The sequence below is a fragment of the Hymenobacter jejuensis genome, from assembly GCF_006337165.1.
In the GTDB taxonomy this organism is placed as follows: Bacteria; Bacteroidota; Bacteroidia; order Cytophagales; family Hymenobacteraceae; genus Hymenobacter; species Hymenobacter jejuensis.
This window is the reverse complement of record NZ_CP040896.1, coordinates 3549186-3573692: the sequence shown is the minus strand read 5'-3', so window position 1 is coordinate 3573692 and position 24507 is coordinate 3549186. Positions and strand designations below refer to the sequence as shown.

At 56.7% G+C, this 24507-nt stretch carries 22 protein-coding genes; 15 read left to right on the top strand and 7 right to left on the bottom strand.

The window, feature by feature from the left end; all coding sequences use genetic code 11:
* Window positions 1–3: 3 nt before the first annotated feature.
* Window positions 4–435 carry an EamA family transporter gene (locus FHG12_RS14870; RefSeq protein WP_139516469.1) on the bottom strand — a complete coding sequence of 144 codons (432 nt, stop codon included), beginning with the start codon at window positions 433–435 and terminating at the stop codon, window positions 4–6.
* Window positions 436–748: 313 nt separating this feature from the next.
* Here FHG12_RS14870 and FHG12_RS14865 point away from each other — a divergent pair, with 313 nt between their 5' ends.
* Both FHG12_RS14865 and FHG12_RS14860 read left to right on the top strand, forming a co-directional pair.
* Window positions 749–2266: a malate:quinone oxidoreductase gene (locus FHG12_RS14865; protein ID WP_139516468.1), complete on the top strand. Its 1518-nt coding sequence runs from the start codon at window positions 749–751 to the stop codon at window positions 2264–2266.
* Window positions 2267–2495: 229 nt separating this feature from the next.
* On the top strand, window positions 2496–3107 hold the full coding sequence (locus FHG12_RS14860) for a hypothetical protein (RefSeq protein WP_139516467.1): 612 nt from the start codon (window positions 2496–2498) through the stop codon (window positions 3105–3107).
* 111 nt (window positions 3108–3218) lie between these two features.
* Here the strand turns inward: FHG12_RS14860 and FHG12_RS14855 are convergent, their stop codons facing one another.
* The gene (locus tag FHG12_RS14855) at window positions 3219–3587 is read right to left on the bottom strand and encodes a hypothetical protein (RefSeq protein ID WP_139516466.1); all 369 of its coding nucleotides are present in this window, start codon (window positions 3585–3587) and stop codon (window positions 3219–3221) included.
* A gap of 261 nt (window positions 3588–3848) precedes the next feature.
* Here FHG12_RS14855 and FHG12_RS14850 point away from each other — a divergent pair, with 261 nt between their 5' ends.
* From FHG12_RS14850 to FHG12_RS14835, 4 genes are all read left to right on the top strand, one after another.
* A complete protein-coding gene (locus tag FHG12_RS14850) occupies window positions 3849–4958 on the top strand; it encodes a sensor histidine kinase (protein ID WP_165699412.1) in 1110 nt (369 codons plus the stop codon).
* Window positions 4955–6079, top strand: coding sequence for a sensor histidine kinase (locus tag FHG12_RS14845; RefSeq protein WP_139516464.1), 1125 nt, complete (start codon window positions 4955–4957; stop codon window positions 6077–6079). Before FHG12_RS14850 ends, FHG12_RS14845 begins: the two co-directional genes overlap by 4 nt.
* A 12-nt stretch (window positions 6080–6091) precedes the next feature.
* Window positions 6092–6793 carry a LytR/AlgR family response regulator transcription factor gene (locus FHG12_RS14840; RefSeq protein WP_139516463.1) on the top strand — a complete coding sequence of 234 codons (702 nt, stop codon included), beginning with the start codon at window positions 6092–6094 and terminating at the stop codon, window positions 6791–6793.
* A gap of 121 nt (window positions 6794–6914) precedes the next feature.
* Window positions 6915–8120 (top strand): Gfo/Idh/MocA family protein, encoded by a 1206-nt coding sequence (locus FHG12_RS14835; RefSeq protein WP_139516462.1) that lies wholly within the window; start codon window positions 6915–6917, stop codon window positions 8118–8120.
* Window positions 8121–8160: 40 nt separating this feature from the next.
* Here FHG12_RS14835 and gloA2 read toward each other — a convergent pair whose 3' ends face one another.
* Window positions 8161–8550 carry an SMU1112c/YaeR family gloxylase I-like metalloprotein gene (gene gloA2, locus FHG12_RS14830; RefSeq protein WP_139516461.1) on the bottom strand — a complete coding sequence of 130 codons (390 nt, stop codon included), beginning with the start codon at window positions 8548–8550 and terminating at the stop codon, window positions 8161–8163.
* A gap of 364 nt (window positions 8551–8914) precedes the next feature.
* Between gloA2 and FHG12_RS14825 the strand changes: the two genes are divergently transcribed.
* Window positions 8915–10240 (top strand): glycoside hydrolase 5 family protein, encoded by a 1326-nt coding sequence (locus tag FHG12_RS14825; RefSeq protein WP_139516460.1) that lies wholly within the window; start codon window positions 8915–8917, stop codon window positions 10238–10240.
* 173 nt (window positions 10241–10413) lie between these two features.
* On the opposite strand, the gene FHG12_RS14820 is transcribed toward FHG12_RS14825, so the two are convergent.
* Window positions 10414–11112, bottom strand: coding sequence for an ATP synthase subunit B family protein (locus FHG12_RS14820; protein ID WP_139516459.1), 699 nt, complete (start codon window positions 11110–11112; stop codon window positions 10414–10416).
* Window positions 11113–11162: 50 nt separating this feature from the next.
* Entirely contained in the window at window positions 11163–11405 is a 243-nt protein-coding gene (locus tag FHG12_RS14815) for a hypothetical protein (protein ID WP_139516458.1), read from the bottom strand.
* A 110-nt stretch (window positions 11406–11515) separates the two neighbouring features.
* On the opposite strand from FHG12_RS14815, the gene FHG12_RS14810 reads away from it, so the two are divergent.
* The 5 genes from FHG12_RS14810 (at window position 11516) to FHG12_RS14790 (ending at window position 17725) form a co-directional block, all read left to right on the top strand.
* A complete protein-coding gene (locus FHG12_RS14810) occupies window positions 11516–12862 on the top strand; it encodes a YfcC family protein (RefSeq protein WP_139516457.1) in 1347 nt (448 codons plus the stop codon).
* 294 nt (window positions 12863–13156) lie between these two features.
* Window positions 13157–13720 (top strand): biliverdin-producing heme oxygenase, encoded by a 564-nt coding sequence (locus FHG12_RS14805; RefSeq protein ID WP_139516456.1) that lies wholly within the window; start codon window positions 13157–13159, stop codon window positions 13718–13720.
* Window positions 13702–16017: an ATP-binding protein gene (locus tag FHG12_RS14800; protein ID WP_165699411.1), complete on the top strand. Its 2316-nt coding sequence runs from the start codon at window positions 13702–13704 to the stop codon at window positions 16015–16017. The genes FHG12_RS14805 and FHG12_RS14800 overlap by 19 nt, the downstream gene beginning before the upstream one ends.
* A 2-nt stretch (window positions 16018–16019) precedes the next feature.
* On the top strand, window positions 16020–16469 hold the full coding sequence (locus tag FHG12_RS14795; protein ID WP_139516454.1) for a response regulator: 450 nt from the start codon (window positions 16020–16022) through the stop codon (window positions 16467–16469).
* A gap of 8 nt (window positions 16470–16477) precedes the next feature.
* Window positions 16478–17725, top strand: coding sequence for a hybrid sensor histidine kinase/response regulator (locus FHG12_RS14790; RefSeq protein WP_139516453.1), 1248 nt, complete (start codon window positions 16478–16480; stop codon window positions 17723–17725).
* 76 nt (window positions 17726–17801) lie between these two features.
* Here FHG12_RS14790 and FHG12_RS14785 read toward each other — a convergent pair whose 3' ends face one another.
* Window positions 17802–18203, bottom strand: a complete 402-nt coding sequence (locus FHG12_RS14785; protein WP_139516452.1) for a DUF6960 family protein — start codon at window positions 18201–18203, stop codon at window positions 17802–17804.
* 397 nt (window positions 18204–18600) lie between these two features.
* Window positions 18601–19314 (bottom strand): hypothetical protein, encoded by a 714-nt coding sequence (locus tag FHG12_RS14780; RefSeq protein WP_139516451.1) that lies wholly within the window; start codon window positions 19312–19314, stop codon window positions 18601–18603.
* A gap of 171 nt (window positions 19315–19485) precedes the next feature.
* Here FHG12_RS14780 and FHG12_RS14775 point away from each other — a divergent pair, with 171 nt between their 5' ends.
* From FHG12_RS14775 to FHG12_RS14765, 3 genes are all read left to right on the top strand, one after another.
* Window positions 19486–21300, top strand: a complete 1815-nt coding sequence (locus tag FHG12_RS14775; RefSeq protein WP_230471140.1) for an alpha-amylase family glycosyl hydrolase — start codon at window positions 19486–19488, stop codon at window positions 21298–21300.
* Window positions 21301–21486: 186 nt separating this feature from the next.
* Complete coding sequence (locus tag FHG12_RS14770) at window positions 21487–23325, top strand: glycosyltransferase (protein WP_230471139.1); 1839 nt, start codon at window positions 21487–21489, stop codon at window positions 23323–23325.
* Window positions 23326–23604: 279 nt separating this feature from the next.
* Window positions 23605–24429: a DUF4198 domain-containing protein gene (locus tag FHG12_RS14765; RefSeq protein ID WP_165699410.1), complete on the top strand. Its 825-nt coding sequence runs from the start codon at window positions 23605–23607 to the stop codon at window positions 24427–24429.
* Window positions 24430–24507: the final 78 nt, after the last annotated feature.

Here is a 24507-nt window from a genome sequence, read left to right as displayed (position 1 = left end):
ATTTTAACCGGCCGATTGCTTGGAAGTGGCGATAAACACGGCTCCGGCAGCCATCAGCAACGCCCCGACAATTACCTGCCAGTTGATTTTTTCTTTCAGGAAGATCACGGCCAGCGCAATCGAGAAAATTAGGGAGATCTTGTCGAGTGGAGAGGCACGGGCCGCGTCGCCGAGTTTCAGCGCCCGAAACGAGAGCAGCGACGAAACGCAGGTAATGACGCCGGCTAGCACCAGATAGAGCCAAGTACGTGGTTCAATGCGCGTTACCTCCGGCAACCGGCCTTGCCAAATCACCACGCTCCAAGCCACAATCAGAATCAAAACGGACTGCACGGCAAAGGCCAAACTAGAATCCATGTTTTTGATGCCGGCTTTCGACAACGTCACGACAATGGCCGCGGTCAGCGCGGCTAACAACGAAAATACAATCCACATACCCTCTGCTTTAACTCTTTCTCACGTGTGCTGCGCGCTGCTTTTGCGGGCCAGACCGTTTACCTAACGAACTGAGAGCAAGTACGGTGTACCGTTGACTTAGTTATTGGACTCGAACCTGGGCAGTGGAATGTGAGTGAGCTTTTGGACCGCGGATAGACACCGCAAAAACTACCGTTCAGGTTGACACAAACTACACTTTATTACAACACAACTATTTGTTTTACAGATATTTATATTGAAACCAACAAATTTTTTGAACAACTAAAGACCGGAGGTTGTAAACACCGTTTGTAACGATCCAATCGATCTCATGTCTACAAACGATAATTTGCCTAATCAAGCCCCCGATGTCGTTTTAATCGGGGCTGGCATCATGAGTGCCACCCTTGGAGTATTGTTGAAAGAACTCCAGCCAGACCTAACCATCGAGATTTTCGAGCGCCTCGACAATGCAGCGGCCGAAAGCTCCGACGCCTGGAACAACGCCGGCACCGGCCACTCGGCCTTTTGCGAGCTCAACTACACGCCCCAGCTCCCCGACGGCTCCATCGAAACGTCAAAAGCCATCAAGATTGCCGAGTCCTTTGAGGTCTCGAAGCAATTCTGGACGTATCTGATGCTGAATAAGTCGATGACCGTGGTACCGAACTTCATCAAGCCCATTCCGCACATGAGTTTTGTGTGGGGCGAGAAGAACGTGGACTACCTGAAGAAGCGCCACGCAGCGCTCACTCAAAACCACCTGTTCAAAGGCATGCAGTATTCTGAAGACCCAGAGCTGCTGCGCGAATGGATTCCGCTGGTGATGGAAGGCCGCGATAAGGCCCAGAAAGTAGCTGCCACGCGCATGGATTTGGGCACCGACGTCAACTTTGGCACCCTCACCCGCAACATGTTTAAGCGCTTGCAAAAGATGCCGGGCGTGCAGATGCATTTTCACCACGAAGTGCGCAAGCTGCGCCGCGACGACGAGGGCAACTGGGTAGTAGGCGTCCGCGACCTTACCACCGACCAGAAGCGCAAAGTGCGCACCAAGTTCGTGTTCATCGGCGCGGGCGGTGGCTCCTTGCCGCTGCTCGAAAAGGCCGACATTCCGGAGGGACGCGGCTTTGGCGGCTTCCCCGTGAGCGGGCAGTGGCTGAAATGCACCAACCCCGAAGTCATTGAGCAACACCAGGCGAAGGTCTACGGCAAAGCCTCGGTAGGCGCGCCGCCCATGTCGGTGCCGCACCTGGATACGCGCGTGATCGAGGGCAAGCGCGAGCTGCTGTTTGGTCCGTATGCTGGCTTTTCAACCAAATTCCTGAAGAACGGGTCGTACCTGGATTTGCCCGCTTCCATCAAGCCGACCAACCTGCGGCCCATGATCTCGGCCGGCCTGCACAACCTCTCGCTCACTAAATACCTAATCGACCAAGTGCGGCAGTCGCCCGAAGACCGGTTGGCCGCACTCCGCGAGTATTTCCCCAATGCTCAGATGCAGGATTGGGAGCTGGAAATCGCGGGGCAGCGCGTGCAGGTGATTAAGAAAGACGCGAAAAAAGGCGGCGTGCTGGAGTTCGGCACCGAAGTCGTGAGTGCGGCCGATGGCAGCATCGCGGCACTGCTGGGCGCTTCGCCCGGCGCCTCGACGGCCGTTTCTATCATGCTCGACTTGCTGAAACGGTGCTTCAACGACCGGCTGCAAACCGAAGCGTGGCAGACCAAGCTCAAGAAGATGATTCCTTCCTACGGGCACTCGCTGGCCGACGACCCCGAGCTGACCGAAGAAATGCGCAATTATACCAGCGAAGTCTTGAGCATAAACACAGTGGTTGCCACGGAGTAACTAATTATTAGTTAACGAGTTAACTCCTTAACTCAAAAAGCAAAACGCCTCGCATTGCCTTAGGTGGTGCGAGGCGTTTTTGTGTCTGACTAGTACGAAAGCCACAGCAACGCAGGAATAAATGGCGCCATAACCAACCATTTTTTATGCTAAAATCCACGGAAAATTAATACTTTAGGCAGCATTTTACAGTTGGCTTAGCCTCCCTTCGCCTGCATCCATTTGAGTTATGATTATTTACGGCAGCAACTCTTCGCACCTGCTCACCAAGCCAATTCCAGAAATTACATGCGAAGCCTGCGGTACGGCCGAGTCGCTGCGCATCAGCGTGTTTGGCCGCTACGCGCACATCTATTGGATTCCGCTGTTGCCCGTCGGGAAGCTCGGCGCTTCGGAGTGCAGCAACTGTCGTTTTGTATCGCGCCACAACCAAATGCCCCCAACGCTGAAGGCGGAGTTTGTGGCGCTGAAAAAGCAGGCCAAAACGCCCGTATGGCACTACGCAGGGCTGGCGATTATTGCGCTGATTACGCTCAGCTCGTTTGTCATGAGCGGCTTTAACAGCCAGGAAGACAAGAAGTTGATTGCTGCGCCACGCGTGGGCGACTTGTACCACGTCCGGGGCGAACAGGGCAACTATTCGCTGCTGAAAGTGGTGGAGGTAAACGGCAACATCATCATGCTGCAAGCCAACTCCTACCAGACCACCAACAGCAGCAACGTATCGGAGCTGAACAAGCCGGAAAACTACGATGAGCCGCCCTTCGACCTCACGCGCTTCGACTTGGAGGCCATGCTGCAAAAGGAAGAGATCGTGGATGTCGAGCGGCCTTCGCTGTAGCCTTTAGCACTTTATTATAACGACAGCAAAATGCCGCTGACATTGTGCCAGCGGCATTTTGCTGTCCAAGAAGAGCACCTGTTTTTAGTGACCAATTTTATTGCTTCTCACTCAGCGGGCTGCATATCCGGGCCGTACCCAGCGGTTGAGGTCGAATTGCTGAGCTACTAGGGTTGGGACCTGGCTGGCGGCGGGGTTGCGTAGAACTTGCTGCAAAACCAGGGTGAGCCGCCGACTGGCACGCCGGGAGGCGGGGCATTTGCGGGCCAAATCGAGGTTAAAATGATCAAGCCGCTCAGTGTACACAAGCTGGTCTTGGGCGTTATAGAAACGCACCAAGGTATAATCGCGCGTGGTTAGGTTGGTTTCGACAGTCCAGTAGCCTTGAGGGGCCGGCGCTGCTTTTTGGGCCGTAGCCAAGGGAGCAAGGGAGCTCAGGAAGAGGGCCAATCCCAGGCGGACAAGGGTGAAAGCTTTCATGGCTGATGAGGTTTGGGTTGGGGCGCCGCGGAGCCTTTCCGCCGTTGCCATGTCCAAAAATGGCTCATCTAAAATGCCTTTGCTTGCTTATTCGCCGGACCGCGCCTAAGTGCTCCAATAGAGACGCATGCTGGCGACCAGCACCCGTTTTTGTCGTTAGTCGATGGCTACTTGTCGTTTGTCTATATTCCTATAAGTCAATAGGTTGGTCGCAGACTGAAGCTTATATTTATATACACTCACCAACCGATGCGGCACGGCATGGGACAGGCAGAAACATATAGGCTCGACGCGTTCTTGCAGGCCATCGACGAGCGGCGCTGGCTTCGGCACGGGCTGTTCTGGCTTGTTGTGACGGTGCTCATGACATGGTATCTCCGGTACGGCTGCCACAAAACGGACGACCTTGTGCAGGGCTTTACCTATGCCCTACTGCTACTCGCACCGCATACGCTGGCGACCTATGCCCTGCTTTACGGCGTGTTGCCCGCACTGGAGCGGGGCACCGGCCGGCAGGATCGCTTTGGCTTGTTGCTCTTTGGCTGGCTCTTGCTAAGTATGTTCCTTAAATTCGGGTTCCGGTACCTGATTCTGATAGCAGCGCAACACGGGTGGCATTATGTTCTCCTCGACGACGACCGCCGCATCTTTCCCAGCGGAGCCATGATGCCCCAGCTAGGCATTGCGGGCGCGGCGGCTTTTCTACACCTCCATCGCCGTTGGCGGCACAAGCAGCTGGACAACGCCAGGCTGGCACAGGAAAACTACCAAGCTGAGCTACAACTGCTCAAGGCCCAGGTGCACCCGCACTTTCTCTTCAATACCCTCAACAACTTATACGCCCTCACGCTGGAGCGATCGGATCAGGCTCCGGAGGTGGTCGCACGCCTCACCGGGCTGCTGCGCTTTGTGATGGAGCAAGACGATGCGCCGCTGGTAAAGCTTCCCGATGAAGTAGGCCTATTGCGTAACTACTTATCTCTCCAACAGTTACGCTATGGACCTCGGCTTAGCCTTTCTTTTGCGGCGGATAATATTCCTGCCACCGGACAAATTGCGCCTCTGCTCTTGTTGCCGCTCGTCGAAAATGCTTTTAAGCACGGGGCGGCCGAGCAGCTTGGCCCGACCCGTATCGGCATCAAGATGGCCGTGGAAGGTCCACGCTTTACTTGCGTCATTACCAACACGAAAAGCACGGCTACGCCGGCCGCTTCGGGCTCTTGCGGCATTGGGCTGCAAAACGTGCGGCAACGCCTTGCGCTCTTTTACCCCAAGCGCCACCATTTCGACGTGGAGGCAAGCGACGACCACTTCACGGTGCGGTTGGCGCTGGCTCTGGGGGCCTCACCCGATTACGCGCTCCAGCCATGAAGCCGTGGCTGCAACGACGAGTAAGGCGGCATGGGCTGTTCTGGCTGGGTGTCGTGGCGTTCTTCGAGTTGATTCAGGTACCCGACTACATCGCAACGCGCCAGCCGCTGTATTGGCGCGAATTTCTGTTTTCGCAGCTGCCCCTGATCGTTCCGGCCACCTACGTGCTGGTGTACGGGCTGCTGCCCATCCTGCTCCGCCGAAAGCAGGTGCTGACTTTTCTGGGGCTACTGGCCGCATGGCTGGCGAGCTGCGCATTGCTGGCTGGGCTACTGCGCGAACTATTGACCTACGTGCTGGCCCCTCGCTTCTTCCACCTAATGCCTCCCCATCCGTTCCGGTGGTCCAAGGTGGATCCCGTCAGCTTTGGCTTTCTGGCAGTGCTATTTGTAGGATTTGCAGCCAGCACCATGCGCGTGTTCAGCAATTGGCACAAACAACAGCAAATCAACCAGTTGCTGCAGCAGCGAAAAATGCAGGCTGATCTGCAACTCCTTAAAGCCCAGCTCCAGCCGCCTTTTTTGTTCAGCACTCTTGCCACTTTGCAATCCCTTACCGAAGCCAAGGCGGCAGAGGCACCGGCAGCAGTGCTTCAGCTTTCCGAACTGCTGCGCTACATGCTGTACGAAAGCGCACTGGATAGCGTCGCGCTGGCCGAGGAGGCAACCATGCTGCGGCTTTACGTAGCCCTGGAGCAGTTGCGCTTAGGCGATGCCGTCGATGTTTCGCTTACCATCAGCGGGGCGCTCGACGCGCACACGCTGGCGCCGCTGTTGCTGTTGCCGTTCGTGGAAAATGCGTTTCGGCACGGCACGGGCGCGGCTCTCGAGTGCCCCTGGATTAGCATCGACCTTCTGGCCCGACGTGATTCGCTCACGTTCAAAGTCATCAACAGCCGTGCTGAAGCTGCGACCGAGTGGGCAGAAGGTGCCGGCCTGGCCCGCGTGCGCCAGCGGCTTGCCTGCCTCTACCCCGGCCGGCATACCTTGAAGATCGTAGCCGAGTCCGATACCTTTTTGGTGTCGCTGAAGCTCCAATGGACCTTAACGGAGCCTACAGAAACGCCCATATCGCCCCCCTTAGCAACTTTAGCCAACCGCCAATTGCTTCCTACCACTTAGCTATCATTCGCTATGAAACTGCATTGCCTACTGGTTGACGACGAGCCTCCGGCGCTGGAAGTACTGAAAGCACATGTGCGGGAAGTAGCGCAGTTGGAACTGGTAGGTACCTGTGGCAACGCCTTGGAGGCCTTTGGCATGTTGCAGCAGCACCCGGTCGACCTGCTGTTTCTCGATATCAAGATGCCCAAAATCCTTGGCACGGATTTTCTGCGCAGCCTGCGCCACCCGCCCCAGGTCATCTTCACCACTGCCTACCGCGAGTACGCTTATGAGGGTTTCGAGCTGGATGCGGTGGATTACTTGCTCAAACCCGTGTCGCTGGAGCGCTTTCTGAAGGCCGTCGCCAAAGCCAGCAAAACCGATTCGGGGGCCGCCCCGGAACCGCTGCACTCCGTAAACCCCGATGCGTTTCTCTACTTCCGCATCGACCGGAAGATGGTGAAGGTGGTATTGCGCGACATCCTGTACGTGGAAGGGCTGAAGGATTATGTGAAGATTCATACCGTAGCAGGCCCGCCGTTGGTGGTAAAGCAAACCATCAACGGGATGGAAGAAAAGCTCCCCGAGAGCAATTTCCTTCGCATTCACCGCTCGTTTATCGTGGCCCTGGACAAGATTCGAACCTACAACGCCCGGCACGTTGAGGTGGCCAACCAGGAACTGCCCATTGGCCGGCTGTTTCGCCAGCACGTCGACGAGGTGCTGGTGTAAGTAGCTCGCAAGCTCAGGTGTAAAAACCTCACTTTAAGCAGGTTACCAAGACCATTTTTTGCGCAGCCCCAACCTTGTGTGCCTGAGCCAAGTACAGTAGCCCGTACTTTCTGTTACAGCTATGCACAAACTTCAAGATACAACCAATTATAAGTCAAGGTATTACGCTTCACGCCGGGAGTTCCTCCGCAACCTTAGCCTGGGCCTGGGCGCCGCTTTTGTGAGCCTGCCGACGCTGGCTGAGGCGCTCCCCGGATTGAATAAAACGCAATTAGGCCCTGCCAGTCGCGAGGCGCTCCAAACCGGCCGCAAGCTGGGCATTGCTTTGGTAGGCCTGGGCGGCTACAGCACCGGCGAATTGGCCCCGGCCTTGCTCGAAACCAAGCTATGCCGCCTAGCGGGCATCGTGACGGGCACGCCCAGCAAGGCTGAGCAATGGAAAAAGCAGTATAACATCCCCGACAAGAATATCTACAACTACGAGACCTTCGACCGTATTGCCGACAACCCCGACATCGACATTGTGTACGTGGTGCTGCCCAACGCCCTGCACGCCGATTTTGTGGTGCGGGCGGCGAAAGCCGGCAAGCACGTCATCTGTGAAAAGCCCATGGCGACCTCGGCCGCCGATTGCCGCCGCATGATCGAGGCCTGCAAGAAAGCGGGCAAAAAGCTCGGGATCGGTTACCGGCTACACACCGAGCCGCACAACCTGGAAATGATGCGCCTGGGGCAGAAAGAGGTGTACGACCCGGTCAAGCGCATCATCGCCGACAACGGCTTTACGATGGGCAACAACCGCCCTTGGCGCATTCAGAAGAAGCTTTCGGGGGGCGGCCCGCTCATGGACATGGGCATCTATTGCGTGCAGGGCGCGCTCTACACCAAAGGCCAGATTCCGGTGTCCGTGACGGCTCAATACGCCAAAAAGCAGCGTCCCGAGCAGTTTAACGAAGTAGAAGAGGCCATCAGCTGGCAGTTTCGTTTTCAGGATGGCAGCGTGGCCGACTGCCGTACGAGCTACGTTGAAAACATGAGCCAGCTGCGCGCCGAGGCAGCCAAAGGATGGTTCGAGCTTAAGCCGGCTTTTGGCTACGGGGGCTTGCAGGGCAAAACCAGCCAGGGTCCTATGAATGTGCCCAATATCAACCAGCAGGCGCGCCAAATGGACGATTTTGCCGATTGCGTATTGCACAACAAGCCAACCCGCGTGCCCGGCGAAATGGGCCTGCGCGACGTGCAATTGCTGGAAGCCATTTACCGTGCCGCCGACACGGCCACCCGCATTTCCACGAAAGACGTGGTCGCTGTACTCGATAAGGTGTAGGCGGCTACTGCCCGCGTCGTGCGTAATGCGCTAGGGTTGGTTACTGCTCGTAAAACTCCAGCGGCAGGCCATCCGGATCGGCGATGAAGGTAAAGCGCTTGCCAGTGAATTCGTCCGTCCGGATGGGCTCATATACAACATTTTGATTATCAAGATGTTGCGCAACAGCTTCCAGATCCGGAACGGCAAAAGCCAAGTGGCGCAAGCCGGCCGCTTCGGGACGCGACAAGCGTTTGGGGGTTTCGGGAAAGGAAAACAGCTCGATGACGTACTGCCCGTTCAGGGCCAGATCGAGTTTATACGACTGTCGTTCAGCCCGATACACTTCTTGCAGGACGCTTAGGCCCAGCACTTCCGTGTAAAACCGCTTCGAAACTTCGTAATTGGAGCAGATAATGGCAATGTGGTGAACCTGGGTTATCGAGATCATGGGCAAAGCTAAAAAGCAGGGTTATTTGGCAAATGTAGGCGGCGGCAACTTGGTGGTTTGTACTCCATTGCGCATCTTCCTTGTTTAGCTTCAATCCTACTGGCAGGTTGCCGTTGCTTGCCCAAGCGGCGTAGCATTTCCGACCGACAATTAGCACTTGCTAATATTTTGATTGTTAAAATAAGCGGCCGGTCTTCCCATAGCTGCCGACACGCCACCTCAATTGAGTACAACTCTTGCCCTGTTTTTGGTTTCGGTTTTTTATGGACAAACCCGTGTCAGCCAGGCGTACAGAATACTCGCTTATACTTTGTCTTGTCCAATTACACGCGGCTAAAATGCCTGCTTATCCACCCCTCATTACATGAAAATTTTTGCTCCGGCACGTCTTGGTTTGTGGCTAACGACCACGCTCACAGTGGCTTCTACGCCCGCCTTTATCTCCCCGATTCGTATGCACGCAGAAGCGCCAGCCGCCGCGGTTAAAGTAGAAGTCCGCAAGCAGCAGAACGGCAAGTTTCAGCTTTTGCGGGGCGGCAAGCCCTATTACATCAACGGAGCGGGTGGCTCGCAGTACCTTGACCGGCTGGCGGCGTACGGCGGCAACTCCTTCCGGACGTGGTCGACGACGGATGCCGACAAAACGCTGGCCGAGGCCAACAAATACGGCCTGACGGTGATGATGGGCCTGGATGTGGCCCGCGAGCGCCACGGCTTCGACTACAACAACACAGCTGAGGTGGCCAAGCAGCTGGCGCGGCTGCGCGCCGACGTGCTGAAGCACAAAGACGACCCGGCCCTGCTGCTGTGGGGCATCGGCAATGAGTTGAACCTCGACTACACCAACCCGAAGGTGTGGGAGGCCGTGAACGACATCGCCAAAATGATTCACGAAGTCGACCCGAACCACCCGGCCACCACGGTGCTGGCCGGCCTCAACCCCAAGGAGGCGGCGTTGGTGAAGGCCCGCTGTCCCGACTTGGATTTGCTGGCCGTGAACACCTACGGCGGCCTGCCCGCGCTGCCCAAACAGATCCGTGACTACGGCTGGGAAGGCGCGTACATCGTGGCCGAATGGGGTCCGACGGGCCATTGGGAATGCCCCCAAACGGCCTGGAAGGCTTCGGTAGAGGAAACCAGCAGCCAGAAAGCCGACGCCTACCAGAGCCGCTACGCCGCCTCAATGCAGCAGGATACGGAGCGCTGCCTGGGCTCGTATGCGTTTCTGTGGGGGCAAAAACAGGAGCGCACTCCCACGTGGTACGGCCTCTTTACCGAAGACGGCAAGGAATCGGAAGTCATTGACGTACTGCAACATCTCTGGACGGGCAAGTGGCCCGCCAACCGCGCGCCCCACGTTTCGCCGCTGCTACTCGACGGCAAAACAGCCACCGACAACGTGTATCTGAAGCCCGGCGGTAGCTATTCCGTCGCGGCCACGGCCACCGATCCCAACCGCGACCCGCTCACTTACCGCTGGGAGCTTTTGCCCGAAAGCACCGATCTGAAGCAGGGCGGCGACCGGGAAAGCCGGCCGGTGGCCGTTCCGAACGCCGTTGCTAACAAACAGCCGGGTCAGGCCCTGCTCACGGCGCCGGCCAAAGAAGGCGCGTACCGCCTGTTTCTGTATGTCTACGACGGCAACAACAACGTTGCGACCGCCAATATTCCCTTTTATGTAAAATCTTGATAATCAAGTATTTATAAACAATTGCTGTTTTTAAGCCAAACCCAACAGCCTTAAAAAGTAGAAACGGCCGGTGCGTTTGCGCCGGCCGTTCTAGTGAGTCTGGAAACAGGTATGTAAGAGGTAGTGTCGGGAGCGGGGGTAAGCGTAAGCGATAAGTATAGAATAACGATAGGCTAACGGGTAGTTACGGCGAGGTGCTGTTCCGGCGGTCGACTTCGCATGGTTGCCATTTTGGCCATGAACATATAGTAGCGCGAAAGTGCCTGAAAGTAAGCCGCTTCTGAGGTATAAATTCGGCCCGAAGCGGCTTCGTCAAAGCAGGGTACTACGCCAAATTCGCCGTTGATCAGGATCTGGCCTTCACTGTCTTTGGTGGTGATGGCCCGGAACCCAGCCGGATCGGCGACGTGCAGGCGGGCGATGATCTCGTCGTAGAGGCGGTACTTCATCTTGCCGCTGTCACTGACGATGAAACGGCCCGTACGCTGCGGAATCGTCATTCCCTTACTGCCGAAGCCTTCCTGTCGAAATCCTTCGACGGTGCGCTCCTGCCCGAAGATCGCAATCGGGTCGTCGCCTTCGCCCGCATCGCGGTAGTGGTGAAACGGAATCGGTTCGTGCGCCACCGAGAAATTTGCGTCGTAGGCCCCCGGCTCGTCGATTTCGGAGTTGAGGGTGCTGAGCTTGATGTAGTAGTCTTCGTTCAATAAGGATCGATTAAGCCCTGCCATACGCTGCTGCGCCTGCTCTAAGCGCCGCTCAAGGATGCTCTTTTTGGTGATGAGCTCCAGCAACTCGGTTCGGGTAGCTGTTATTTCCTGTCTGACTTCCGCTCGAATTTTCCAATATTCTTTTTCTTCTATCGTTGACATTTTTTCTATACATTTTCCAATAAAGCAAAGCTAGTCTATTCTGTAATAAATCATACTTCTGGCAGTGTAATTTTTTCTAAATAAGGTACTAGTCCGGCCGGGTGTTGGAAGAGGTGAATGAAAAGGATGTGCTCATCGTCGTGCACGCGCCAGATCTCGGCGTAGAAATCGCCGAGGGCATAAAGCTGCAACCGGAAGCTGTCTTGCTTCCGCTCAGCCAAGAAGTGGCCTTGCTGGCACAGGCAACTGGCCTGCTGGCGCATGTTGAGCTTTTTGAAAACCGTTAGTCGCATAGAACCCGACCAAAACCCGAATATAAGTCGGCCGGGTTCCCGATGGTAGTGCTGGGCTGCGACAGAAGCGTATTTTTGGCCTCCCTGTTCTGCCTCAGCTCCTGCCCCGCATGATCCCGTTTCGCTTTCCGCACCCCCTTGTGCTGCTTGTTGGCTTTATTCTGCTCGCTACCGTGCTGAGCTATGTGTTGCCGGCGGGCGTGTTTGAGCGCCGCCCCGACGCCGCCACGGGCCGCGCAGTAGTGGTGCCCGGCTCCTATCACCACGTAGCGGCCACGCCCGTGAGCCCATTGCAGGCACTGGTCGATATTCCGAAGGGCATGGCCGACGCGGCTTCGGTGATCTTTCTGATTTTTCTGGCCGGGGGGGCCTTCACGGTAGTCGACCAGACCGGGGCCTTACGCCGCGGCGTCGATTGGTTGGTGGGCCAATTTGAAGGCCACGAAAAGTGGGTAATTCCGATTATCTCGCTGCTTTTTGCCACGATGGGTGCCTTGGAAAACATGCAGGAAGAAATTATTCCGCTGGTGCCCGTACTGCTGGTGCTGATGCGGCGGCTGGGCTACCCAGTGCTCACCGCGGCCGCGGTGAGCCTGGGTGCGGCAGCCGTGGGTGCGGCGTTTAGTCCGATGAACCCGTTTCAGGTGGTTATCGCGCAGAAGCTGGCCCAAGTGCCGGTGTTTTCGGGCGCCGGATTCCGACTGGTTTTTCTAGCCGCTGCCTTGGTCCTCTGGATTGGTGGCACGATGCGCTACGCCGCCCGCCACCGCGTTGCGCCAGAAGTATTTGATAATGAGCCAATTACTACAAATGCCACCGCCCGGCATGGGTTGGTTCTGCTGCTGTTGCTGCTGACTTTTGCGCTCTTCACGTACGGCATCCTGAAGCTGGGCTGGGATTTTGAGCAGATGGGCGCTTTGTTTTTTGTGCTGGGCGTGCTGGCGGGCCTCATCGGGGGCTTGGGCCTAAACGGAACGGCCGAAGGCTTCGTGACCGGCTTCCGCGATATGGCGTTTTCGGCCATGCTGATCGGGTTTGCCCGCGCGATTTTTGTGGTCTTGGACCAAGGTCACATCGTGGATACCATCGTCAGCGGCATGTCGGCCCCGTTGGCGCATTTGCCCGTGGCTTTGTCGGCCTTGGGCATGATGGGCGTGCACACCGCGCTGCACTTGCCCGTGCCCAGCGTGAGCGGCCAGGCCGTGCTGACCATGCCCATTCTTACGCCCCTCTCCGACCTGCTTGGGCTCCCCCGCCAAGTCACGATTCTGGCCTACCAATACGGCGCCGGCCTTTGCGAGCTGGTCACGCCCACCAACGGCGCCCTCATGGCCATCGTGGCCGCCTGCGGGGTGCGCTTCGACCAATGGTGGAAGTTTGTGTTGCCGCTGTACCTGGCACTGCTAGCACTGGGCGCAGTTGCCGTGATGGTGGGCATTGCCATAGGGCTGCAATAAAAATGAATTCACATAATGTTATAAGTATTTGATTATAATATAATTACAGATTCAGATCGCGTCCGTCATCCAGAGCAGGAGCATCGGGCACGTGTCAGGACAAGCACCTCGAATACGCTTGCAGGCCGTACCAAAAGGCGTTGCCTGCCATCGATTCAGCAGCGACAAAAACCTTTGTCGTTGCACTTATTGAGTTGCCCAACGGTTTCCTCGCTCGGTGGGCGAAAGATTTGTACTTGCCGGTCGTTCCCTGTTACTTGCTATCTTTTCCCGGAGTACCGCTTTCCTTTTTGCATGTCGATTACCCTCGAAAACACCAGTATTCTGCAGCGGCTGCGCAGCGAAACCCACGCTTCGCACGACGCTCTGGAGCAAAACGAATTCAACCAAGCGCTCACTGCCGGGCATATTTCAGCGGAAGCTACGCGGCGGTTTCTGGCAAAGCTGTACGGCTTTTTGCAGCCCTACGAAGCGCAGCTTTCCTTGCATACTTTTCCGGCGGCTTGGGAAGTGGCACACCGCCGACGGGCACACCTGATTTTGGAGGATTTGCAGCCGACTTCTGAGCTGCCGCTGTGCCCCGATATGCCCCCCCTGCGCACGTGGCCGCAGGTGCTGGGCGCCATGTACGTGCTGGAAGGCTCGACTTTGGGCGGCCAGGTGATCACGCGCCAACTGGCCAAAGCAGGCATCGCCACCCGCACGTATTTTACGGGCTATGGCGAACGCACCGGCCCGATGTGGAAGAGCTTCTGCCAACTCCTGACGGAAGCCGCCAACGAAGCCAATCAAGCGGAAATCGTGCAGTCCGCCATCCTGACGTTTCAAAAACTACACGCGTGGATCGATCAACCGTAATTTACTCCGACGAGAGCTTGCTCAACGCTCCCGTCACGCTTACCAATTGCGACCGGGAGCCCATTCATATTCCGGGTTCGGTGCAGCCGTACGGGTTTTTGCTGTGCCTCCACGAAGAGACCAAACGGATCGTCCACGCCAGCCAGAATACTCAGGCTCTGATCGGGATTCCCGCGCAGGAGCTCATCGGTGCAGGCCTCGACCGGCTGCTAAACCCAGTTCAGATCGCGGAAATCGAGCGGTTGTGCGACTCGCTGACTGAGGTAACCAAGCTGCAAGGCGCCCGCCTCGACTTGGTGCCGGGCCAGCCGTTCTACAAAATCATCCTGCACCGCTACGACCAGTTGCTGTGGCTGGAGTTTGAGCCCGTCGAAGAAAACAGCGCCAGCGTGTTCGACCTGCCTTCGCTTAACGTGGCGTTGGGCCAGATGCTCGGCGCAACATCGGTGCCGGAGTTCTGCCAGTATGCCGTCGACCAGATTCGAGAAATTACGGGCTTCGACCGGGTAGTGATGTACCGTTTTGCGGAAGATGCCAGCGGCGAAGTAGTAGCCGAAGCCAAACGCGCTGATTTAGACCCATTTATGGGGTTGCATTACCCGGCCACCGACATTCCGCAGCAGGCCCGGGCCATGTACCTCAAAAACTGGTTGCGCTTCATTCCGGACGTTTCGTATGTGCCGGCGCCGCTGGTACCGGTCTTGAACCCGGTTTCCAACCGGCCGCCAGACATGACGTATGCCGTGCTGCGCAGCGTATCGCCCATTCACTTAGAATACCTGCGCAACATGGGCGTGGCGGCCACCATGACCATTTCGGTGATCGTGGATGGCAAGCTCTGGGGCATGATGACCTGCCACCACCTGACGCCCCGGCTGGTGAGCTACGAGCTGCGGGAGCTGTGCCTGTTTATTGGCAAAACCTTCTCGGCCCTGCTCAAAACCAAGCAGCAGCACGACGACTACGCTTACCAGCTCCACATCCGCGAAACACAGGTCCGGCTGTTTGAGATGGTGAGCCGCCAGCCCAACTTCATCGAAGGTCTCTACCGGCGCTCGCCCACTTTGCTGGACGTAATGGAGTGTGGTGGCGCGGCCATTTGCTTTGAAAATGAGATCATTACGCTTGGCACTACTCCTACCAAAACGCAGATTGAGGAGCTGACGGCGTGGTTGCGGGAAAACGTAAAGCTGGATGTATTTTACACCGACTCGTATGTGCGGCACAACCCGGCGGGGCTTGCCATTCGGGGTACGAGCAGCGGGGTGCTGGCCATTTCGCTTTCCCAGGATTCCAGCGACTACATCATCTGGTTTCGGCCCGAGCAAATCCAGACAGTGACGTGGGCGGGCAAAACCCAGAAAGCCGAGGTCCTGCAAGACGGCCAGTTGCACTTATCGCCCCGGCAGTCGTTTGAGGCCTGGAAGCAGCTGGTTGACAGCACGTCGGCCCCCTGGAAACCCATGGAAATTGAGGCCGCCCAAGAGATTCGCCTGCACCTTTCCGACGTCAGACTCAAGATTTTCAACGAGTTGCAAGCCCGCGCTGCCAGCCTGAGCCGCCTGAACACTGAGCTTTCGCGCAGCAACGACGAGCTGGATTCCTTTGCCTATGTCGCCTCCCACGACCTAAAGGAGCCGTTGCGCGGCATTCACAACTACTCTATCTTTCTGCTAGAAGACTACGCCGACCAACTCGACGCCGACGGGGTAAGCAAGCTCCAGACGTTGGTGCGGCTGAGCCAGCGCATGGAAGCCCTTATCGAGTCGCTGTTGCAGCTTTCGCGGGTCGGCCGGCAGGAGCTGCAAGTGGTCGAAACCAATGTCAACGAAGTGGTGGAAGAGGTGCTGGACATGCTGCAACCGCGCTTTGAGCAAACGCAAACGACCGTAACCGTGACCGGAACCCTGCCTACCATCCGCTGCGATCGGGTGCGCATCCGGGAGGTGTTCAACAATTTGGTCACCAACGCCATGCGTTACAACGATAAGCCCGAAAGAACCGTAACCCTCGGCTTAGCATCAAATGGCGCGCTCGGCCCCCGGGGCACGGGCCGCCCGGAAGATTTTTACGTATTCTACGTACAAGACAACGGCATCGGCATCGACCCCAAGCACCACGAAACCATTTTCAAGATCTTCAAGCGCCTGCACACCCAAGACAAATACGGCGGCGGCACGGGCGCTGGCCTAGCAATTGCTAAAAAAATGGTGGAGCGCCACGAAGGCGAGCTTTGGGTCGAATCGACGCCCGGCAACGGCGCTACATTTTATTTCTCCCTCTCCAAACACCTATAAAAGTGACAGCCTTATCTCTCAAGCCCATCTTGGTGGTGGAGGACAGCGCCGAGGATTTTACGGCCCTGGGCCGTGCCTTCCGCAAGCATGCGCTCCCCAATCCGGTACTGCGCTGTGAAGACGGCGATCAGGCGCTGGAATATCTGCAAGGCTACGGCAAGCGCGCCGGCTGGCCCCAGATGCTGCCGGCTTTTGTGCTGCTCGACCTCAACATGCCCGGCACTGACGGCCGCACCGTGCTCGGCGTACTCAAGCAAGACCCTTATTTACAGTCGATTCCGGTGATCATCTTCAGTACCTCGACCAATGTGCGGGACATCGAAGATTGCTACCGCCTGGGGGCCAATAGCTACCTGACCAAGCCCATTGAATACTCCGTTTTGGAAGAGAAAACCCGGTTGCTGATCAGCTATTGGCTGGGCACTTCGGAGCTACCCTTTCCGAACTCGTAGCTGCTGGCGTGAAAAAGATATTACTCATTGACGACAATGAGCAGGACCGCATGCTGTACAAGCGGTTTCTGGGCAAGCAAGTCGGGCACGAGCGAATCGAGATTCATGAAGCCTCGTCGGGGAAAGAAGGCCTTACCTTGTTTGCGGCCCAAAAGCCCGATTGTGTCCTGCTGGACCACAACTTACTCGACACTGACGGCCTTACGCTGCTGGGCGACCTGAAACGGCTGGCGCCCCCGGATGCTTTGTGCGTGGTCATGATTACGGGTGGTGGCAGCGAAACCCTGGCCGTACGCGCCCTCAACGAAGGTGCCCTGGACTACTTGGTGAAGCAGCAGTTTGACCGCGAACTGCTCCGCAAAACCGTGATGCACGCCATCGAGAAAAACGAGTGGCGGCAATACGTCACGCGCTACCACGGGCAACTGCAAGCCGTAAACCAGCAACTGCGCGAATCGCTCGAAGAGCTTACCGAAACGCGCCAGCAGATCCAGGAAAAAAACGCCCAGCTCACCATCGCCAACGAAGCCATTCGGGCGCGCAACCAAGAGCTGGCGGCCACCAACCAACAGCTGGCCCGCACCAATATTGACCTAGACAACTTCGTGTACGCCGCCTCACACGACCTGCGCCAACCGGTGCACAACCTGCACGGCTTGTTTGATGAATTGCGCCGCACGGCCACTTTTCACGACCCCGAAGCGGCCCAGATGCTGCGCTTCGTCGACGATTCGCTGCGCGACCTCACAGCTACCATCACCGATCTGGCAGCCGTAGTGCAGGTAGCCCGCCAACCCGGCGAGCAAAAAGCCGAACCCGTAGGCTTGGCAGATCTCACCGCCGACGTGCTGCAGACCTTACGCCCTCAATTGCAGACCACGCAAGCCGACGTTCAAACGGATTTTAGTGCCTTGCCCGAACTGCTGTATGTGCGCAGCAACCTGCGCACCATCGTGCTCAATTTGGTAGCTAACGCGCTCAAATACCGCCACCCCGACCGCCCGGCCCTGGTGCGGGTGCGCAGCAATCAACTAGCCGACCAGCCGGTGCTCGAAGTGGCTGATAACGGACTCGGCATCGACCTGGAACGGCATGGCTCGGAGTTGTTTCAGCTGTTTCGCCGCTTTCACCCCCACGCCGAAGAAGGCACAGGAGTAGGTCTTTTTCTGGTGAACCGATTGGTACAGGCCCAAGGTGGCCGCATCGAAGTGGAAAGTCAGCTCGACTGCGGCACTACGTTTCGGGTATTTTTCTAGACCGGAAAGCTGGCCAAGAGCACTTTCGCTTTACACATAACTAATTGACAGTCAAATAGTTGAAAACAACTACTTCTTAAGCGTTGCGTAATTCCTCCGCTTCAAACACGCGTTTTACTTTCCGCTTTTTCTCTACAATTTGGTAGGTGGCGCGGTCGCTGCTTTCACTCCAGAAGACGTCTGAAATCAGCCCTCGATGGGCCGGACGGCCGGGCTCCGGCTCCACTTCTTCCACCAGATCACCGAAGCTGAAGGGTGGCTTTTGGTGCAGTTCGGTGAAGAGTTCGCCGCTTACTTTGAATTGCTGTTCGTCGTAGCGCAGCAAAATCCAGTCTTCGGTTTCGTCGATTTTCTCAAATACTTTGCCCAGCGGTTCGAGCCACTCGAATGTGCGGCGGTTGGCGGGGTGAATGTAGCGCAAGCCATAAGCCGGCGTCCAGGGGTACAGGCCGTAACGGACAGGTTTGGGTCGGGGCACGGTGATCGGTAAGGTGAACGACAAAATAACGCGCTCATCGGCGATATGTTAGCCGAAAGCAGCGCTCAAAAGCCGATATTTTTCTTCGTAATAGCCGCTGTTTGGGTATTAAGTCCATGTTTTTAACCCAACATCCAGTAATGTAACTGGCTTTTTTTACAGAGCAAATTTCGTCTTTATCTCGGTAACCACTCCCCTGGCATTCATCGTTCAATAATCCAAGATCAAGACTTGTTTAACGCGTTTTGTGTCATAAAGGCAACTTCCGAACCCGAAGCGAAAGAAAGTCACTCGGTATGTAGGCTTACCCAAACTGCAGCACTCTAACGCAAGAAACCTGGTGCTTACCGGAGCCTACGCATGCTGTGGGCCAACAGCTTGGAGTGAGGCCGTGGCATCAAAACAACTCAGCTTCTGGCGGTTGAGGGGTTGGGAGGCTGCCCGTGGGAAATGCGCCGGCAGCATGAGCCAGCAATTGGTCGCGGTGCGCGGCTCCATTGTGCATAGCGGCAAAAGAAATGCGTTGGTGCCGGCCGTCGGTGGTATGCACCAGCATATCGGTGTCGCCAACGGGCTCAACATTAACCACATCCTGCCATGTATACCGAAAGTGCCGGCCAAACGGCTTGAGGCGCAACGCAAAGCCATGGTTGTGCAGATGCAGGTAGCGGCGCGCATCCAGTTGCGACATTTTGAACGCCATCAGCACGTACACCCCGGCCAGTGCAAAGTAGATCCAAGGCAGCACATGAAACTTGCTTACGCCCGTCTGAAGCACCAACTCGTGGTGCCGATGCCAGATGTGGTACCCTTCGAGGCCCAGAATTCCAGCCGATGCGATCTCCAACCAGGCTATTCGTTCCCGGTGGTGAGGATTGTGGCGCAGGTGCCTGATTTCGCGCACCAGCAGCACTACATACAGCACTCCTATTCCAAATTCCAGTCCTGTCAGAAACGTCAGGGGTTCGTGCTCTTTGATCGCTTGCCCGGCACTGTAAATCAGTACCAAGGCCGGCGCTAGGTGCCCGAGGCCCTTTTTCTGCTGGCGCACACCGTGGCTGCGATGGTAAAGAGTAGTGGGGCCGTTGGAGGCGCTGCTAGCATGATTCATGACCTCAAAAACGGCAAATTTTAAATGGGGTGCAATACTTGCGGCCGTACGCACGTATGCTCTAGGCTGTTCAGTACCAGAGGTTTCAAGGGAGTAACACAACCTAACTGTACCCTAATCAGTTAGAGGGCTAGCACTGCCCAGTTTCAGGGCAGCTCTGACCTTACGCACATGCCCACACCTACTACACTCTCTGCTCCTACGCTGCAAGCCGGCATGGGCGCAATTCCGCATGCCAGTGGCACCACGTTTCGCGTGTGGGCCCCCCACGCCAAAGCCGTATCGGTTATTGGCACATTCAACGACTGGAACGCCAAAACGCACCCGCTTAAGGCGGAAGGCAATGGCTATTGGGCCGCCGATGTAGCCGCCCAGCCCGGTGCCGAGTACAAATTCTGGATCCGCAACGGCAAGCAGGTGCTCAAGCGCAACGACCCGTACGCCCGCGCAGTCACCAACTCGGCGGGCAACTCCATCGTCTTCGATCCGGCCTACGACTGGGAGGATGACCACTTCGAGATGCCCGCCTGGAACACCTTGGTAATATATGAGTTACACGTTGGCACGTTCAACCCGAAATCGCCCGACGAACCCGGCACGTTCTACGACGTCATCGAGAAGCTGCCGTATTTGCAGGAGTTAGGCATCAATGCCATTGAGGTAATGCCCGCCACCGAGTTTCCGGGCGGGCGCTCGTGGGGTTACAATCCCTCGCATCCGTTTGCCCTCGAAACGGATTATGGTGGTCCTCAAGGCTTTAAAGAGCTCATTAAACAAGCGCACCGCCACGGCATTGCCGTTATTCTGGATGTGGTGTACAACCACTTTGGCCCCGGCGACCTCGATTTGTGGCAGTTTGATGGCTGGAGCGAAAACGACGGCGGCGGCATTTATTTCTACAACGACTGGCGCGCCGAAACGCCTTGGGGCCACAACCGCCCCGATTACGGCCGCGAAGCCGTGCGCCGCTACATCCGCGACAACGCCCTGATGTGGCTGGAAGAATTTCGCGTCGATGGGCTGCGCCTCGACTCAATTTCGCACGTCCGTAACGTGCACGGCTCCGACAACCCCGAAACTGACCTGCCCGACGGCTGGAGCCTGATGCGCTGGATCAACGAGGAGATTCATGCGCACATGCCTTGGAAAATCACGATCGCCGAGGATTTGCAGGGCAACGAATACATCACGCGTTCCGCTGACCAAGATGGCCAAGGCTTTGCTGCTCAGTGGGATGCAGCTTTCGTCAACATCGTGCGCGACGCGCTCATCACCCAGTCCGACGACGACCGCAACCTTTCGGCTGTGGCGGGCGCGATTGGTACCAGCTACAATGGCGACGCTTTTCAGCGGGTGATCTACACCGAATCGCACGACGAAGTGGCCAACGGCAAAAGCCGGGTGCCCGAAGAAATCATGCCCGGCGAAGCCGCGCATTGGTACCCTAAAAAGCGGGCAACGCTGGGCGCAGCGCTGGTATTTACTTCCCCTGGTGTACCGATGATTTTTCAGGGCCAGGAATTTCTGGCCGAAGGCTATTTCTCTGACGATCAGCCGGTTCAGTGGCATCGCGCGACCGAGCTGGCAGGATTGGTCAACCTGTACCGCGACCTTATCCGGCTGCGTCGCAACCTACATGGCACTACCAACGGCCTCACCGGCCAGCATACGGAAGTGTTTCACATCAACGACGAGGATAAAACAATCGCCTTCCGGCGCTGGGCCGACGGCGACGGCGGCCCCAACGATACAACCATCGTGCTGGCCAATTTTGCCGATCGCACCCACGAAGCCTATACCGTTGGGCTACCAGCCGAAGGCCAGTGGCACGTACGCTTCAACAGCGACTGGCAGGGCTACGACGAAGGCTTCGGCAACTTCGAAAGCTTCGGCGCCGAGGCCGAAGAAGGCGAATACGACGGCATGGCTTGGCACGGAAGCTTCGGGCTGGCCCCTTATTCCGTCCTGATTATTTCGCAGGGCTAACGCAGCTTTTTTGCCTTTGGGCAAGGCAACGCTGTGCCTCTAAAATTTAAAAGCCCCGCCATCTTGAGTGATGGCGGGGCTTTATTTTTTCAAAGTGCGAACCCAAGTAAGTGTTTACAACGAATAATCTGCGTAATCTGCATTCTCTGCGGTTAACTCATCCCTTCCCACCAAAACCCTTCCGCTGTGCAACTACCCGTTCCCGCCCCTGAGCCCATTGCCCCCGACGCGCTGCTTGTTGAAGTAGCCTGGGAAGTCTGCAACCAAGTAGGTGGCATCTATACCGTCATTCGCTCGAAGGTTCCGGCCACCGTGCAGGGCTGGGACGATCGGTACTGCCTGCTGGGGCCCTACTTTCCGCACCAGGCCCAAGGCGAGTTTGAGCCCTTCGATGAGCACCAGCTTTCGACGCTGAATGACCCGTTTGCGGGCGCCGTGCGCAAGATGCGCTCGTATGGGTATGATGTGCAGCTGGGCGTGTGGCTCGTGACAGGCCGTCCGCGGGTGGTGCTCATCAATCCCTTTCAGGTGTATGACCGCCTGAACAACATCAAATCGGATCTGTGGCACAACCACGGCATCCCGACGCCCGAAGGCGACGATCTGCTGCATCAGGTGGAGGCTTTTGGGCATTTGGCCAAGATATTTATCCAAACCCTTACGGGTGAGGTAGTTCCGCCCCAACGGGTAGTGGCGCACTTCCACGAGTGGATGACCGGCGTGGCCATTCCGGAGCTGCGCCGCGACCAAGTGCCCGCGCACTTGGTATTTACCACGCACGCCACGCTGCTGGGCCGCTACCTGGCCATGAACGACCCTAACTTCTACGACCATCTCATGCAGGTGAGCTGGCTGCCGGAAGCCCAGCATTTCAACATCGAGACGGCTGTGCGCATCGAGCGGGCGGCGGCACATGGTTCGCACGTGTTCACAACCGTGAGCGAGCTGACGGTGCGCGAATGCATTTACCTACTCGATCGTATTCCGGATGCGGTGTTGCCCAATGGCCTTAACATTGAGCGCTTTGTGGCCCTGCACGAGTTCCAGAACCTGCACCAGCAGTACAAGTCGAAGATTCACGAATTCGTGATGGCGCACTTTTTCCAGACGTATTCTTTCGACCTGGACAACACGCTGTACATGTTTACTTCGGGCCGCTACGAGTACCACAACAAGGGCTTCGACTTGACGTTGGAAGCGCTTGCCCGCCTCAATTACCGCATTCAGCAGAACAACGTGGATGGCCAAGTGGTGATGTTTTTCATCACGAAACGGCCGTTTTCCAGCATCAACCCCGGCGTGCTCCAAAACCGCGCCGTGCTCGACGAAGTCCGCGAAACCTGCGAAGCCATTGAGCGCCAAGTGGGCGAGCGGCTGTTTTATGCCGCCGCCGCCAGCTCGGAGCACCGCCTGCCCGACCTGTCGAGCATGGTTGATGACTACTGGAAACTTCGCTACCGCCGCACGCTGCAAAGCTGGAAAACGCACATTCTGCCGCCGGTCATCACCCACAACCTCTACGACGACCAGAACGACGACATTCTGAACTTCCTGCGGCGGGCCAACATGGTCAACAACCAGCACGACCGCGTCAAGATCGTATACCACCCAGATTTTGTGTCGCCTTCGTCGCCGCTGTTTGGCATGGAATACGGGCAGTTTGTGCGCGGTTGCCACTTGGGCATTTTCCCGAGCTACTACGAGCCTTGGGGCTACACGCCGCTCGAGTGCGTGGCCCGCGGCGTACCCGCCATCACCAGCGACTTATCGGGCTTCGGCGACTACGTCATGCAAACGGTGCCCGAACACGAAGACAAAGGCATTTTTGTGGTACAACGCCAGGAAAAATCCTTTGATGAAGCCGCCGAAGAGCTCACCAACATGCTCTGGGACTTTGTGCTGCAAAACCGTCGCGAGCGCATCACGCAACGCAACAAAGTAGAAAGCTCCGCCGACCTCTTCGACTGGAAAAACCTACGCGTCCATTACGACCGAGCCTACGCACTGGCTCTAGAGCGTATATAATTGATTATCAATGACTTAACCCTAAGTGCTAGATGTATCTTCTCGGTATGTCTAGCGCTTAGGAGTCTAATTGTAATACGGCGCGGGAATGTGGCGCCTCGGCTGGATTGTAGAGAAAATTACACACCCGCTTGTTGTACTGATTTTGCTTCGTCAAATACGGATTCTTGAAGCTCAACCACAGCGATTGTTGTCCTTCATGCATTCTTAACCATCGCGGGTTGTCCTTTACATATCCTTGATAGTACCGATAGCATCTATTACCCGATACGCGTTCATTTGAGAAAGACAGTGTTAGTATTGGCAGGCTGTGGTGCCACGCTTGCCGCCACAGCGCATGAGTTCTGGCTTCAGCCGCCCCGCTTTTTTATAGCAGCGGGCACCGTCGCGAACCTGCGCGTACTCGTGGGCGAGAAATTTGAGGGCCATCGGTGGCCTGGCAAAAGCAACCGCATAACTAGCCTAGTGCACTATGCCCCCAACGATACGCTCGACCTCACGGCCTTGGCTACCCAAGACGATTCGCTGCGCACCAACGTGGAGTTTGTGCAGCCGGGCGTGCACATGGTTGCGCTAGCGACCAACAATGCCTCAATCACGATGAGTGCCACCGAATTCAATACCTACCTGAAGGAAGACGGTTTTGATAACGTATTGGCTATCAGGCAGAAACAAAAGTCACTTGATAAACCAGGCCGCGAAATCTATCGGCGTTGTAGCAAAACGCTGCTGCAAGTAGGCCCGAGCAGCCTCGATACGGTTGGCACGTTCGCTTGGCGGGCAGGGCTGCCATTGGAACTGGTACCTGAGCAGAACCCTTATGCGCTCAAGCCTGGGGCGGCTCTTACCGTGTTGCTCCTCGCCAACGGCCAGCCTTTGCCCAACACGCTGGTGCAGGTTTGGCAGCGCTCGCCCGACAAACCGACACAAATTTTTCGGTTACACTCCAACCAAAAAGGCCGAGTGTTGTTTCGTCTTCAGATGCCTGGCAATTATATGGTGAGCGCTGTGCAAATGGTGCCTGCCACCGACCAGAAAGCGGCCGATTGGCAGAGCACCTGGTCCACGCTTACTTTTGGATTTTCTGGCCATCCGGCAAATTAAAACGGATCATTTTAACCTGGTTTTAAGGCCCTAGGAGGGTGTCTTGAACGAACATTTTTTTTCCTACCTTCGCAATTC